The organism is Streptomyces sp. NPDC029164, from assembly GCF_055563995.1.
This window is the reverse complement of record NZ_JBVHWW010000044.1, coordinates 24,325-38,038: the sequence shown is the minus strand read 5'-3', so window position 1 is coordinate 38,038 and position 13,714 is coordinate 24,325. Positions and strand designations below refer to the sequence as shown.

General features: G+C 73.9%; 11 protein-coding genes. 8 read left to right on the top strand and 3 right to left on the bottom strand.

Translation table 11 applies throughout. The annotated features are described in order from the left end of the window. Positions 1-10: 10 nt before the first annotated feature. A complete protein-coding gene (locus tag ACZ4VT_RS32795) occupies positions 11-1,420 on the bottom strand; it encodes a family 2B encapsulin nanocompartment shell protein (RefSeq protein ID WP_467955056.1) in 1,410 nt (469 codons plus the stop codon). A gap of 317 nt (positions 1,421-1,737) precedes the next feature. Here ACZ4VT_RS32795 and ACZ4VT_RS32790 point away from each other — a divergent pair, with 317 nt between their 5' ends. Beyond that, the gene (locus tag ACZ4VT_RS32790; protein WP_467955055.1) at positions 1,738-3,126 is read left to right on the top strand and encodes a hypothetical protein; all 1,389 of its coding nucleotides are present in this window, start codon (positions 1,738-1,740) and stop codon (positions 3,124-3,126) included. Between the two features lie 77 nt (positions 3,127-3,203). Continuing rightward, positions 3,204-3,758, top strand: a complete 555-nt coding sequence (locus ACZ4VT_RS32785) for a hypothetical protein (protein WP_467955054.1) — start codon at positions 3,204-3,206, stop codon at positions 3,756-3,758. A 69-nt stretch (positions 3,759-3,827) separates the two neighbouring features. Here the strand turns inward: ACZ4VT_RS32785 and ACZ4VT_RS32780 are convergent, their stop codons facing one another. Beyond that, positions 3,828-5,051, bottom strand: coding sequence for a family 2 encapsulin nanocompartment cargo protein terpene cyclase (locus ACZ4VT_RS32780; RefSeq protein WP_467955053.1), 1,224 nt, complete (start codon positions 5,049-5,051; stop codon positions 3,828-3,830). A gap of 274 nt (positions 5,052-5,325) precedes the next feature. On the opposite strand from ACZ4VT_RS32780, the gene ACZ4VT_RS32775 reads away from it, so the two are divergent. The 3 genes from ACZ4VT_RS32775 to ACZ4VT_RS32765 all read left to right on the top strand — a co-directional run bounded on the left by ACZ4VT_RS32775 (position 5,326) and on the right by ACZ4VT_RS32765 (position 10,057). Further along, positions 5,326-6,744 (top strand): family 2B encapsulin nanocompartment shell protein, encoded by a 1,419-nt coding sequence (locus tag ACZ4VT_RS32775; protein WP_467955052.1) that lies wholly within the window; start codon positions 5,326-5,328, stop codon positions 6,742-6,744. A 292-nt stretch (positions 6,745-7,036) separates the two neighbouring features. Next, positions 7,037-8,707, top strand: a complete 1,671-nt coding sequence (locus tag ACZ4VT_RS32770; RefSeq protein WP_467955051.1) for a glycoside hydrolase family 71 protein — start codon at positions 7,037-7,039, stop codon at positions 8,705-8,707. A gap of 153 nt (positions 8,708-8,860) precedes the next feature. Continuing rightward, on the top strand, positions 8,861-10,057 hold the full coding sequence (locus tag ACZ4VT_RS32765; protein ID WP_467955050.1) for an aminotransferase class V-fold PLP-dependent enzyme: 1,197 nt from the start codon (positions 8,861-8,863) through the stop codon (positions 10,055-10,057). On the opposite strand, the gene cobF is transcribed toward ACZ4VT_RS32765, so the two are convergent. Continuing rightward, on the bottom strand, positions 10,044-10,796 hold the full coding sequence (cobF, locus tag ACZ4VT_RS32760) for a precorrin-6A synthase (deacetylating) (RefSeq protein WP_467955049.1): 753 nt from the start codon (positions 10,794-10,796) through the stop codon (positions 10,044-10,046). The two genes, ACZ4VT_RS32765 and cobF, sit on opposite strands and share 14 nt — an antisense overlap. Positions 10,797-10,814: 18 nt before the next feature. Here cobF and ACZ4VT_RS32755 point away from each other — a divergent pair, with 18 nt between their 5' ends. From ACZ4VT_RS32755 to ACZ4VT_RS32745, 3 genes are read left to right on the top strand one after another with little or no spacing between them, the layout of a single operon-like run. Next, positions 10,815-11,570: a (Fe-S)-binding protein gene (locus ACZ4VT_RS32755; RefSeq protein WP_467955048.1), complete on the top strand. Its 756-nt coding sequence runs from the start codon at positions 10,815-10,817 to the stop codon at positions 11,568-11,570. Further along, entirely contained in the window at positions 11,567-13,051 is a 1,485-nt protein-coding gene (locus ACZ4VT_RS32750) for a lactate utilization protein B (RefSeq protein WP_467955047.1), read from the top strand. The genes ACZ4VT_RS32755 and ACZ4VT_RS32750 overlap by 4 nt, the downstream gene beginning before the upstream one ends. Next, entirely contained in the window at positions 13,048-13,710 is a 663-nt protein-coding gene (locus ACZ4VT_RS32745) for a LutC/YkgG family protein (RefSeq protein WP_467955046.1), read from the top strand. The genes ACZ4VT_RS32750 and ACZ4VT_RS32745 overlap by 4 nt, the downstream gene beginning before the upstream one ends. Positions 13,711-13,714: the final 4 nt, after the last annotated feature.

Genomic DNA, 13,714 nt, shown 5'->3' with positions numbered 1-13,714 from the left:
ACGAGGCCCCTCAGTCGTCGAATCGGGAGATCTCTACGTTCTCCAGCACCCCGACGGCGTCGGGCACCAGGATCGCCGCGGAGTAGTAGGCGGTGACCAGGTAGGAGATGATCGCCTGCTCGTTGATGTTCATGAACCGCACGGACAGGCCCGGCTGGTACTCGTCGGGCAGGGCCACCGGGTGCAGCCCGATGACGCCCTCGTTGTCCTCTCCGGTGCGCAGGACGAGGATCGAGCTGGTCCGCTCCGGCGTCACCGGGATCTTGTTGCAGGGCAGCATCGGCACCCCCCGCCAGGACGGGACCCGATGGCCCTGGAAGTCCACGCTGTCCGGGTACAGACCGCGCCGGCTGCACTCGCGGCCGAAGGCGGCGATCGTGCGCGGGTGGGCGAGGAAGTACTGCGACCCGCGGCGCCGGCTGAGGAGTTCGTCCATGTCGTCGGGGGTGGGCGGACCGGTCCGGGCGTAGACGCGCTGCTCGTAGTCGGCGTTGTGCAGCAGCCCGAACTCCGCGTTGTTGATCAGCTCGCTCTCCTGACGCTCCCTCAATGCCTCGATGGTCAGCCGGAGTTGCTGCTCCGACTGGTTCATCGGCTTGTTGTAGAGGTCGGCGACCCTGGAGTGCACCCGCAGCACGGTCTGCGCGACGCTCAGCTCGTACTCGCGCGGGTCCAGGTCGTAGTCCACGTACGTGCCGGGCAGCATCACCTCGCCCGTGTGGCCGGCGGACAGGTCCACCGCGTCACTGCCCCGGCGGCCGACGCGCTCGGCCTCCAGGTAGGCCTCGGCGTGCCGGCGCAGCGCGGCGGAACTGGTCAGCGCCGCGTCCCAGTCACCCCGGTTGAAGGTCATCGTCACCACGTCCGTCTGCGCCCGCGCGGTGAACTCCCAGCGGGCGTCGGGCAGCGGGTGGTGGCCGAAGTGGTCGCCGTCGCTCAGTACGTCCAGGCTCGCCTCGTCCCCGTAGGCGCCGGTGCCGAGCCGTTCGATCCGCCCGTGGGCGATGAGGAAGATCTTGTCGACGGGCTCGCCGCGCCGGACGATGACGTCACCCTTGCGGAACTCCTCCTTCACGAACCGGTCGGCGATGGCCTTGACCACCTGGTCGTCGGGGAAGTTCCGGAGCATGCCGAGCTCGCGCAGCATCGGCGGGATGACGCGGAGTTCGGTCCCGGTCTTCACGAAGGTGATGCGCCCGTCGCCGAGGGTGTAGCTCACGGTGCGGTTGACCCGGTACGTGCCGCCGCCGGTCTGCACCCACGGCAGGATCCTCAGCAGCCAGCGCGAGCTGATCCCCTGCATCTGCGGCGCGGACTTGGTCGTGGTGGCCAGATTCCGGGCGGCCTCGGTGCTCAGGCTCTGCCGGGCGGCGGCGGTCAGGTGCTCGGCGCTCGCTTCGGTGCTGGGGTCGACGGACATGGCGGGCCTTCCTCTCGGTCGGTCTTCCTGGGAGTGGCGCGGGTGCCGTGCGCGACGGTGGGGTGTGCTGCCGGTCCGTGCTCCCTCCGGGGCCGAGCGGGGGTGGTGTACGGGAGTGACCGGAAGGGACGGTCCCGCTCCGTGCGATCTGCTGTGCTCCCGTACGCCAGGGCCACGCGGTGTGACCGTGCGCCACCCGGCGCACACGTCTAGTTAGGGGCAGGACGGCCTCACCCGGTACATGCGTCCCGGTCCCTCCGTGTTGAATGTCCGACCGCGTTGAATGGATGGACACGTGTACGAGCTGGGCGGTTCTGATGGCCAAGCGTGAACCCAACGGACGACTCCGCACCCTCCTCACCGACGCGCGCTGGAGCGGGCAGGACTTCGCGCGCGCCGTCAACGGCGTCGCCGCCGAGGCCGGCCTCACCCTGCGTTACGACCGCACCTCCATCTCCCACTGGCTGGCCGGCACCCGGCCTCCCGCGCACGTCGTCGCCCTCGCCGCCGAGGCCCTCAGCCGGCGCACCGGACGGCGCGTCAGCCCGGCCGACACCGGACTCGCGCGGCCGGCCGGCGCCGCCCGGACGCGCGAGCACAACGGCCGCGTCCCGCGCGGCGGGGACGTCCTCGCGCCGGACCTCTCGGCCGGCCTCTCGGGGGTGGCCGCAGGGGTCTGCGGGGGCGCCCCGGGTGCCGGCGGCGCCGGCATCGAGGCGGCGGCCCTGCTGGGCGAGGTCCCGGTCTACTCCTCCGCCTGGCGGCCCGCCGGCTGGCCGCCGCCGGAAGCGGCCGGGGCGCCCGCCCGGCCGGCCGGCCGGATCGGGCCGCACCACGTGGAGGCCGCCGAGGCCGTGCTGCCGGTCTTCCGCAACGCCGACATGATGTTCGGCAGCGGCCTGGCCCGGCCCGCCCTGACCCGCTACCTCGCCACCACCGTGGCGCCCTGGCTGCGCGCCGACGCCGCGCCCGCGGTACGGCACCGGCTGGTGGGCTGCGCCGCACGGCTCGCGTACACGGCGGGCTTCCTGTGCTTCGACGGCAACCAGCAGGGCGTGGCCCAGGCGTACTACCGGGCGGGCCTGCGGCTCGGCCAGGAGGCGGGCGACCCGCAGTGCTGGGCGCCCGTCCTGCGCGCCATGAGCGTCCAGGCCCACCACCTGGGCCACCGCAAGCAGGCCTGGGAGCTGGCGGAGGCGGCCGCCCGGGAGGCCGGGCGGCTGCCCACCCTGCAGGCCGCCTTCGTCACCGGGCAGTTGGCGGTCGCCGAGGCCGGCTGTGGCGACCGGCGGGCGGCGGTGGCCCGGCTGGGCGAGGCGGAACGGCTGCTGGAGCGCTCGGCCGGGCAGCGGGCCGCCATCGGCGACTACCATCACGCGGCGCTCGCCCACCAGCAGGCCGAGGCGCTGGCGGCCCTCGGGGACGCGCGCGGCGCGATCGCCGCGCTCGGCACCTCCCTGCGGCACCGGCCCCCCGGCGAGCGCCGCGCACGGGCCATCACCCTGGCGAGGCTCGCCGAACTCCACCTGGGCCAGGGCCATCTGGAACGGGCCTGCGCCACCTGGCACGAGATGCTGGACGGGGTGCCCCAGCTGGACTCGGCACGGGTGAACGACGCCGTGGGCCGGCTGCGCGGCCGCCTCCAGACCGTCGGCGGCAACCGCACCGCGCGGGCACTGCTGGCCCGGGTCCGCGGACTCGGCTGAGGACGCTCCGTTCCGGCGTCAGTGCCTCCGGGTCAGTAGGGTCGGGTCGACCGCACCGACTGGAGGGGGAGGGGCCCGTGGGGACCCATCGGCAGACCGTGGTGGACCTGGACGCCTCGGCGGAGGAGGCCGCCGCCCGCGGCGAGCACGGCAAGGGGTGGCTGGAGGAGGAGGGGTTCATCCGCCCGGTGCCGTGGCGGGGCGAGGTGGTGTACCTGGCCGGTCCACGCTGGCGGGAGGCCGTCGACCTGGTCCACTGGGACTGGCGCGCCCGGATCAAGGGGCTGGAGGAGGAGCCCGGCGACGAACTGCGCGTCGTCGTGGGCCGTACGGTCTTCTACGCCGGCCAGGGCGATGCCCCTTCCGCGCTCTGCCCCCACTGCCGGAACGCCGCCCCCGACTGGCCGGGCGAGGCCCTCGACGCCTGGTACACCACGGGCGCCGCCTCTCTCGACTGCCCGGCCTGCACCCACCGCGCTCCGCTCGCGGACTGGAACTGGACCGACGACTACTTCGCCTTCGGCCACCTCGGCTTCCAGTTCGACGACTGGCCGCCCCTCCACCCGCGCTTCACCGCAGCCTTCGCCCGGGAACTGGGCCACCGGATCCGGCTGGTCAGCGGCAAGATCTGAACGAGCGTCCGGGATCCCGGCCCGCCGTGGCCAGGCCAGGCCAGGCCGGGTGGGGCGGGGCGGCTGCTGCTACGGTGTGCCGCCGCTCGCGGGGCCGTGGTAGCGGGGGCTCGTGGCGTGCCACTCCTTCGCCCCGCCCATCCAGTTCCAGATCCCCTCCAGGAAACGGCCCAGCGCGGGCGAACCGAGGGCGGCCAGCGCGGCCGACTCCGCCTCGACGGCGTGCATCACCTCGTCGTGGATCGCGGCCGTCCGGTTCACCGCCTCCTGGAGCGAGCAGTGTTCCTCGGCCTCGATCAGGCGGGGGAGGCTGGTGTCGCCCGGATCCTCCCGGGCCATCGAATACAGGTCGTTGAGCAGGCAGGTGGCGACGCCCGCGTACATGTACGTGCGCCGCACCCGTGCGTCCGCGAACTCGTGCGCGGGGACCTCGTACCCGCCGACCGGATCGGTGAGGACCATGCAGGGGAAGAAGCCGTTCTCGTACCGGTGGAGCAGGTACTCCCAGACCGGCGGCCGGCGGGCGGACGTCCGCCACTCGGCCTCGTGGTTGTACCCGACGAACATCACCGCCAACTGGTAGCGCAGCCGGGTCACCTGGGTGGGCGAGGCGAACTCGGCGAGGTGGTCCAGCGCGGAGCGGAAGGCGCGCACCACGGGCTCGGCGGCCACCTGGTCCTCGAACTGCCGCTCGTAGCGCGGCGGCAGCCGCACCGGGTCGACCACGGCGTGCGCGAGCGCCGTGCGCAGGCCGATCAACCGTGGGTCGGCGTCCTCCCCGGCGTCGGCCCAGTGGTCGTCGACGGCCCACTCGGAGAGCCCGCACCGGGCGGCCGCGAGCAGCCGGTCGGCATCGTCGCAGTCCGGGTGCGCGAGCATCATCAGCCGGCCGAACCGGCACGAGCGCAGCATGTCGAGGCGCCCGGCGTAGATCCCGATCTCGTCGGCCCACCGGACGAGTTCCTCGTTCACCGCGTCGGCCAGCGCCGGGTCGTCCCGCACGGCGTCGGGGCAGTACAGCGGGGGGATGACGATCCCCGAGCCGGTCCGGGTCCCCTCGGTCCGGGGCCTCTCGGTCCGGGTGTCGCCCGTACGCGTTCCCGTACGAGGACCCGTACGCGTACTCGTACGGGCGCCCGGACCGGCCGGACCGGGATCGGCGCGCGGGGGAGCGGCGCCGAGCCCGCTCCGGCCGCCGAGCAGCCGGCTCAGGACCTCCGCCGGATCGGCGGGCGCGGCGCCGGGTCGGCCCGGGGCGTGAGCGGGGGCGCGGTCCATGGCTCCTCCTGTCATGGCTCCTCCTGCGGGTCGGCACACCCACCCATGGAGCGGGGGCGGCCCCAGACCCCGGTAGATCCCGTGCCCCGCGCGCCCGTTGAAGATCCGGCGGCGTTGAAAACCTGCACGGATGTACGCACGCCCGGGAGTTCGCACAGGCGTGCAGGCCTTCAACCGCCGGGGATTTTCAACAGCCCCCGGGCCGGGGCCGCTACCGCGTCCGGCGCCCCGCGCCCCACGGTGAGCGTGCAGCACGCTCCGCGTGGACCGACGCAGGGAGGAACCCCGCATGACCGCAGAGGCGCAGCCACTCCTGGACCCCGCAGACGAACGGCAGCTGAGCCTGAGCACGGCCGCGGCCCGCAATCTCGCGACGACCACCAAGTCCGTGCCCCAGATGCAGGGCATCAGCTCGCGCTGGCTGCTGCGCATGCTGCCCTGGGTGGACCTGGGCGCCGGCACCTACCGCGTCAACCGCCGGCTGACCCACGCCGTCGGGCGCGGCCGGGTCTCCTTCGTCCAGGCCGGCGCGGACGACGTACGCATCCTCGCCCCCACCCTCACCGAGCTGCCCGTCCTCAAGGGCTACGCCGACTCGGCCGTACTGGAGGAGCTGGCCCGGCGCTTCGTCAAACGCGACCTGCGGGCCGGAGACGTCCTCGTCGACGCGGGCGCCCCCGTCGCCGAGGTGTTCATCATCGCCCACGGCCGCGTCGAGAAGAGGGTGTCGGGCAAGTACGGCGGCAGCGAACTCCTCGGCGTGGTCGCCGACGGGGACCAGCTCGGCGACGACGCCCTCGGCCAGGCCGAACCGCGCTGGGCGTACGCCGTCCGGGCCGCCACCGCGGGCACCGTCATGGTGCTGCGGTGGAGCGCCTTCCAGGAGGTACTGGGCCGCGCGGACAGCCTGCGGACCCACCTGGAGCAGTACGTCGAGAACGGCAGGCGGCCCGTCAACCGGCGGGGCGAGGCCGATATCGAGCTCGCCTCCGGCCACGCGGGCGAGGCCCGGCTGCCCGCCACCTTCGTCGACTACGAGCTGCAGCCGCGCGAGTACGAGCTGAGCCTGGCCCAGACCGTGCTGCGGATCCACACCCGGGTCGCCGACCTCTACAACGAGCCGATGAACCAGTTCGAGCAGCAACTGCGCCTGACCGTGCAGGCGATGCGCGAACGCGAGGAGTCCGAACTGCTCAACAACCGGCAGTTCGGCCTCCTCCACAACGCCGACTACGGACAGCGCATCAGCACCTGGTCCGGCCCGCCCACCCCCGACGACATGGACGACCTGCTCAGCATGCGCCGGGGGACCGCCTTCTTCCTCGCGCATCCCAAGGCCGTCGCCGCCTTCCTCCGCGAGTGCAACAAGCGCGGCCTCGCCCTCGACACCGTGGAGGTGCACGGCAAACAGGTGCCCGCCTGGCGCGGGGTCCCGCTGCTGCCCTGCGGGAAGATCCCGGTCGTGGGCGGCCACACCAGCTCGATCCTGGCCCTGCGCACGGGGGAGGACAACGGAGGCGTCATCGGTCTGCGTCCGGCCGCGATCCCCGAGCAGATCGAACCGGGCCTCAACGTCCGCTGCATGGGCATCGACCAGAAGTCGGTCATGTCCTACCTGGTCAGCTCCTACCACTCGGTGGCGATCCTGGTCCCGGACGCCATCGGGATCCTGGAGAACGCCGACATCGCCGCCCCCCGCTCCGACTGACCCGGCCGCCCGCGTCGGCGCGGCGCGTAGTTCCGGTGGTCCGGGTGACGTAGGTGCCCGGCCCCGGGCACCTGGGAACGGTTGTCCGCACGCCGGTAATCGGCTCTACTGCTGTGCAGCCCCCGCTCGGGGCATATGCGCGGGAGGGACCAGCATGACAGCGGACCGGCGAACGGAGCACGGGACGGGGCACGGGAGGGGTCGCGGGAGGCGGCGCCCGGCCCGCACGGCCGGCACGGCCGGCGCGCCCGGCGCGCCCGGCCCGTCCGGCCTGTCCGGCGTGCCCCGGCCCGTGTCACACCGCCGCCGGCCGGCCTTCCGCGGCCGAAGACCGCTGCTCGCCCTGCTGCTGTCCGCCTTCCTCCTGGTCGGCGTCTGCGCGGCCACCGGCATCGCCTGGGACCCCTTCGACGGGGCGTCCGTACAAGGCGGTTCGGTCCCGCCCGTCGACGCCCCCCCGGCCGCCGGGCCCGCCGGCGGAGCCACGGCCGCCACCGGCCCGGCCACCCCGTCACCGGCGGGGACCCCCGCGCCCACCAAGGGCGCGGCCGGCGAGGGCAACCCCGGGGGCGCCGTGGACACCGGCGCCGAGCGCCCCTCCGGCGCCCTGCCCTTCGACATGCCGCAGCCGGCCGCCCTGCGCTCCGGCGAAGCGGGCAAGAAGCTGGTGTTCGCCCACTACTTCACCCCGTACCCGCTCTCCCTCGACAACGCGAGCGCGGTCAACGACTACTACACCCGCAACTATCTCGACCCCGACGGCGAGAGCGGGAAGCACGGCAAGTACGGCGGCCTGCTGCGCGACCGGCCGCTGCCCGTGGTGCCGAAGAGCGGCGACTGGGAGTACGCCAACCTCCAGCAGGAGGTGCGCACGGCCCGCGCGGCGGGCATCGACGGCTTCACCCTCGACCTGCTCTCCCTCTCCGGCAAGAACTGGGACCGCTCCAACCTGCTGATGGCCGCGGCCCGTTCGGTGGACCCGGCATTCAAGATCATGCTGATGCCGGACATGACCTCGCTGAAGACCGACGACCCCCGCGAGCTCGCGAAGGCGATCGCCACGCTCGCCGACGCCCCCGCCGCGCACCGGCTCCCCGACGGCCGGCTCGTCGTCTCTCCCTTCAAGGCGGAGGCGAAGGGCGTGGCCTGGTGGACCGAGGTGATCGCCGCCCTCAAGTCCGAACACGGCATCCGTACCGCCTTCGTCCCGCTCTTCCTCGACTTCGGCGCCCACAGCGGCGAGTTCGCCCCGATCAGCCACGGGTTCTCCGAGTGGGGCAGCCGAAGCTACGTCGGCCAGGAGAGCTCCACGCGCGACGTGCAGCGGGCCCACGGCATGGGCAAGATCTGGATGCAGCCCGTGTCGGTCCAGGACGCCCGCCCCAACCAGGGCATCTACGACGAGGCCGGCAACACCGCGACCCTCCGCTCCACCTGGACGCACGCCATCGAGGACGGCGCGGACTGGGTGCAGCTCACCACCTGGAACGACTACTCGGAGGGCAGCCAGTTCGCACCCTCCCTGCACAACGGGCACGCCTACCTGGACCTGAGCGCGTACTACCTCACCCGCTTCAAGACGGGCAGCTGGCCGAAGATCGTCCGGGACACCCTGTACCTCACCGCGCGCACCCAGTTCGCGAACGCCGACCCGACGGGCGACCAGTCGCTGCTGATGTCGGTGCGCAAGGGCAGCGCCCCGCCCCGGGACACGGTGGAGGTGCTCAGCTTCCTCTCCGGGCCCGCCGTCGTCCGTACGACCGTCGGCTCCGTGAAGGGCAGCCACGAGGCCCCCGCCGGCATTCACTCCCGGCTGCTCCCGCTGAAGGCGGGCACCAGCTCGGCGCAGACCGTCCGCGACGGCAAGGCCACGGCGAAGGTCGGCCTCCCGTACCGGGTGGACCCCACGGTGGAGGTCCAGGACCTCCAGTACTACGCGGCGACGAGCGGCCGCGAACCGTAGCCACATCCAGCCCCTCCGGCGTTTGAAGCGGGGCCTGGGGCGGAGCCCCAGGGGCCCGCGGGGCGGCGCGGCCCGCGCGGTGGCGCTCTTCCGGCCTCGGCGGCCGCCGGGAGATGATCCGGGCGACACCCGCGCCGCACACCCGGAGGTCGCATGCCCGAGCCGACACGCTCAGCCCCATTCCCCGCCGAGCCGCCCGCAGGGCACCCCGCAGGGTTCCCCGGCGGGCCCGCCCTGTTCCGCCTCGACCCCCGCGTCGCCCACCTGAACCACGGCTCCTTCGGAGCCGTCCCCATCCCCGTCCAGGAGACCCAGGCCGAGCTCCGCGCCGAGGCCCACGCCGACCCCGACGCCTTCTTCCTCTCCGTCCCGGACCGCCTCGCCGCGGCCCGCGCCCGGATCGCCGCGCACCTGGCCGCCGACCCCGACGGGCTCGCCTTCGTCTCCAACGCCACCGAAGGCGCCAACCTCGCCCTCGACGCCGTCCCGCTCGCCGACGGCGACGAGATCCTGGTGACCGACCACGGCTACGGCACCGTCGTCGCGGCCGCGGCCCGCCGCGCCCCGGTCACCACCGTCGCCCTGGATCCCCGCCTGCCCGACGAGGACGCCGTACGCGAGACCGTGCTGGCCGCGCTGACGCCCCGTACGCGGGTGGCCGTGCTCGACCACGTCAGCTCGCCGACCGCCCGGATCATCGCCTCGCCCCGGCTCCTCGCCGACCTGCGGGAACGCGGGGTCACCACCGTCGTCGACGGCGCGCACGCCCCCGGCATGCTCGCAGACCCCCTCGCCGGCGGCGCCGACTTCTGGTTCGGCAACCTCCACAAGTGGGGCTACGCGCCCTCCGGCACCGCGATCCTCGCCGTCGCCCCGCAGCACCGCCCACGCGTCCGCGCGCTCGTACCGTCCTGGGAGGACCACCACGGCTTCCCGCGCTCCGTCGAGAACCGCGCCACCGCCGACTACACCGGCTGGCTCGCCGCCCCCGACGGACTGGACCTGATCGAACGCCTCGACGCGGCCAAGGTGCGGGCCCACAACAGCGCCCTGGCCGCCCACGGCGCGGCGCTGCTCGCCGACCTGCCCGGGCTCACGCCCCTCCCGCACACCGACGGCCTCGCCATGCGCGCCCTGCTGCTGCCGCCCGGCGTCGCCGAGACCCCGGACCGCGCCCGCGCCCTGCGCGAGGAGCTCGCGGCGCGACTGCGCGTCCGCGTGCTGATCTGGCCCCGGCCGGGCGGCGGCGGCATCCGCGTCTGCGGGCAGATCTACAACCGGCCCCAGGAGTACGCCCGGCTCGCCGCCGCCCTGCCCGAGTACCTCGCGCGGGGCGTCAGCCGCGCCTGAGCAGGTACGTGTCCATGATCCAGCCCTTGCGGGCGCGGGCCTCGGTGCGCAGCTCCTCGATCCGCCCGGCGACCTCCGCCAGCTTGCCCGAGACCAGGATCTCGTCCGGGGTGCCCACGTAGGCCCCCCAGTAGATGGAGAGGTCCTGGTCCAGGTGGGCGGTGAAGGCGTGCCGCGCGTCCAGCATCACGACCACGTCGTCCACGTCGTCCGGCCAGCCCTCGGCGAGCCGGCGCCCGGTGGTGATCTGAACCGGGCGGCCCACCCGGTTCAGATGGGTCCGGTGCCGCGCCAGCAGCGCGGAGATGCTGCTGATGCCCGGCACGACCTCGTGCTCAAAGGCCACCCGGCCGTGCTCCAGCACCTCGTCGAGGATCGCGAGCGTGGAGTCGTAGAGGGAGGGATCGCCCCACACCAGGAACGCCCCGGTCTCGCCGTCCGAGAGGTCCTCCGCGATGAACCGCTCGAAGATCTCGGCGCGTGCGCTGCGCCAGCCGTCCACCGTCGGCGTGTAGTCGGCGGGGGTCCGGTCCCGGTCCGGGTCGCGGCCCTCCACCAGCCGGTGGCCGGGCCGGGCGTGCGCGTCGAGCATCGCCCGCCGCAGCCCGGTCAGGTCCGCCTTCTCCTCGCCCTTTTCCAGGATGAGGAATGCGTCCGCCGCGCCGATCGCCCTGACCGCCTGGAGGGTCAGATGGTCCGGGTCGCCCGCGCCTATGCCGATCACTGAGAACTTCTTCACCCGGCTATTCTGCCCGTCATGCGCGTCGCCCTGTTCGTCACCTGCGTCAACGACGCGCTGTACCCGCGGACGGGCGTCGCCGTCGTACGTCTGCTGGAGCGCCTGGGTGTGGACGTGGACTTCCCGGCGGGCCAGAGCTGCTGCGGGCAGCCGCAGTACAACACCGGCTACCGGCACGAGACGGAACCACTCGTCCGGCGTACCGCGCAGGCCTTCGCCGGCTACTCGTACGTGGTCACTCCCTCCGGCTCCTGCGCCGCGATGATCCGCGAGCACTACCCGCGCATCGGCCGGAAGGCGGCGGCGGAGGGCCGCGGCACCGCGCTCGCGGAGGCGGCGCGGTCCCTGGCGCCGCGGGTGTACGAGCTGACCGAGTTCCTGGTCGACGTGCTCGGGGTGACCGACGTGGGCGCGTACTTCCCGCACACCGTCACCTATCACCCCTCCTGTCACGGTCTGCGCGCTCTCGGCCTCGGGGACCGGCCGCGCCGGCTGCTGGCCGCCGTCAAGGGCCTGGAACTGGTCGAGCTGCCGGGCGCCGAGGAGTGCTGCGGATTCGGCGGCACCTTCGCCGTCAAGAACCCGGACGTGTCCACCGCGATGGGCACCGACAAGATCACGGCCGCGGCGGCCACCGGCGCCCGGGTGCTGTGCGGGGCGGACAACTCCTGCCTCGCCCACCTCGACGGCCTCCTGCGCCGCGCGGACGCCCCGCTGCGGGCCGTGCACCTCGCGGAGATCCTGGCCGCGACCGAGGAGGAGCCGCTGCCGTGACCGGAACCCACCTCGGCATGCCGTCCTTCCCCGGGGCGGCCCGTGAGGCCGTACGGGACGAGGTGCTGCGCGCCAACCTCCGGCACGCCACGCACACCATCCGCGACAAGCGGGCCCGGGCCGTCGCCGAACTGGCCGACTGGGACGGGCTGCGCGCCGCGGGCAAGGCCGTCAAGGACCACACGCTGCGCCATCTCGACCGCTACCTGCTGCAGTTGGAGGCGGCGGTGACGGCCGCCGGCGGCACGGTCCACTGGGCCGCCGACGCGGACGAGGCCAACCGGATCGTCACGGACCTCGTCCGCGCCACGGGGGAGCGGGAGGTGGTCAAGGTCAAGTCGATGGCCACCCAGGAGATCGGGCTCAACGAGGCCCTGGAGGCCGCCGGGATCGCCGCGTACGAGACCGACCTCGCCGAGCTCATCGTGCAGCTCGGCCACGACCGCCCCTCCCACATCCTGGTTCCGGCGATCCACCGCAACCGGACCGAGATCCGCGACATCTTCCGCGCCGAGATGGGCCATTGGGGCCGCCCGGCGCCCGAACCGCTCGGCGACGACCCACGGGAACTCGCCGAGGCGGCGCGCCTGCACCTGCGCGAGAAGTTCCTGCGCGCCAAGGTCGCCGTCTCCGGCGCCAACTTCATGGTCGCCGAGACGGGCACGATGGTCGTCTTCGAGTCCGAGGGCAACGGCCGGATGTGCCTGACCCTGCCCGAGACGCTGATCTCGGTCGTCGGCATCGAAAAGGTCGTCCCGACCTTCCGGGACCTGGAGATCTTCCTCCAGACACTGCCGCGCTCCTCGACGGCCGAGCGGATGAACCCGTACACGACGATGTGGACCGGGCTGGGCCCTTCGAGAGGGGCGGAAGGCGACGGGCCCTCCGCCTTCCACCTCGTCCTCCTCGACAACGGCCGCACCGACACCCTCGCCGACGAGACCGGCCGACAGGCCCTGCGCTGCATCCGCTGCTCCGCCTGCCTCAACGTCTGCCCGGTCTACGAACGCGCCGGCGGCCACGCCTACGGATCCGTCTACCCGGGCCCCATCGGCGCGATCCTCAGCCCCCAGCTCCGCGGCACCGGCAGCGAGGTCGACGCCTCGCTGCCCTACGCCTCCACCCTGTGCGGGGCCTGCTACGAGGTCTGCCCGGTCGCCATCGACATCCCCGAGGTCCTCGTCCACCTGCGCGAACGGGTGGCCCAGGGCGGCCCCGTGACCCGCGACGGCATCCGCGTACGGATCCGCCCGGCCCACGGCCACACCGCCGAACGGGCCGCCATGCGCGCGGCCCGGCTGCTCCTGGACCACCCGGGAGCACTGCGGGCGGGGGAGCGGCTGCTGGCCCGCGCCCGCCGGCTGGCGCCGCGCCGGCTCCCCGGCCCGGGGCGGGCCTGGACCGACACCCGCGAGCTGCCCTCCGTACCCGCCGAATCCTTCCGCGACTGGTGGACCCGAGAACGGGGGAACCCGCAGTGACCAGCAAGGACCGCATCCTCGCCCGCATCCGCCGTGCCCTGCCCGAGGCGCCCCGGTCCCCATCCGAGGCGGCGCCCGCCGGGGACATCACGGACATCCCGCGCGACTACCTCCAGGTGCACGGTGACCGCACCCCGGCCGAGAGCGCCGACCTGCTGGCCGCGCACCTGTCCGAGTACCGCGCGAAGGTCCACCGCACCGACGGGGCCGGCCTCCCGGCGCTCCTCGCCCGGATCCTCGCCGCGCGCGGCGCCCGGACCGTCCTCGTGCCGCCCGCCCTGCCCGCGCACTGGCTCGCGGCCGCCGGCGTGGCCCTCGTCCAGGACCGCGCCGAGTCCACCCCGTACGAACTGGACGCCGTCGACAGCGTGGTGACCGGCTGCGCCCTGGCCGTCGCCGAGACGGGCACGATCGTCCTCGACGGCGGCCCGGACCAGGGCAGGCGCCGCATCACCCTGATCCCCGACCACCACGTCTGCGTGGTCCGCGTCCCCGAGCAGCTGGTCGACTCCGTTCCGCAGGCCCTCGTGCGCCTTGACCCCACCCGCCCGCTGACCTGGATCTCCGGCCCCTCGGCGACCAGCGACATCGAACTGGACCGGGTGGAGGGCGTCCACGGCCCCCGCACCCTGGAGGTCGTCCTCGTCGGCGCACAATAAGGTC

Coding starts and splice junctions, on each gene's coding strand:
- ACZ4VT_RS32795 (WP_467955056.1), bottom strand. CDS start 1,420: ATGTCCGTCGACCCCAGCACCGAAGCGAGCGCCGAGCACCTGACCGCC.
- ACZ4VT_RS32790 (WP_467955055.1), top strand. CDS start 1,738: ATGGCCAAGCGTGAACCCAACGGACGACTCCGCACCCTCCTCACCGAC.
- ACZ4VT_RS32780 (WP_467955053.1), bottom strand. CDS start 5,051: ATGACAGGAGGAGCCATGGACCGCGCCCCCGCTCACGCCCCGGGCCGA.
- ACZ4VT_RS32775 (WP_467955052.1), top strand. CDS start 5,326: ATGACCGCAGAGGCGCAGCCACTCCTGGACCCCGCAGACGAACGGCAG.
- ACZ4VT_RS32765 (WP_467955050.1), top strand. CDS start 8,861: ATGCCCGAGCCGACACGCTCAGCCCCATTCCCCGCCGAGCCGCCCGCA.
- ACZ4VT_RS32755 (WP_467955048.1), top strand. CDS start 10,815: ATGCGCGTCGCCCTGTTCGTCACCTGCGTCAACGACGCGCTGTACCCG.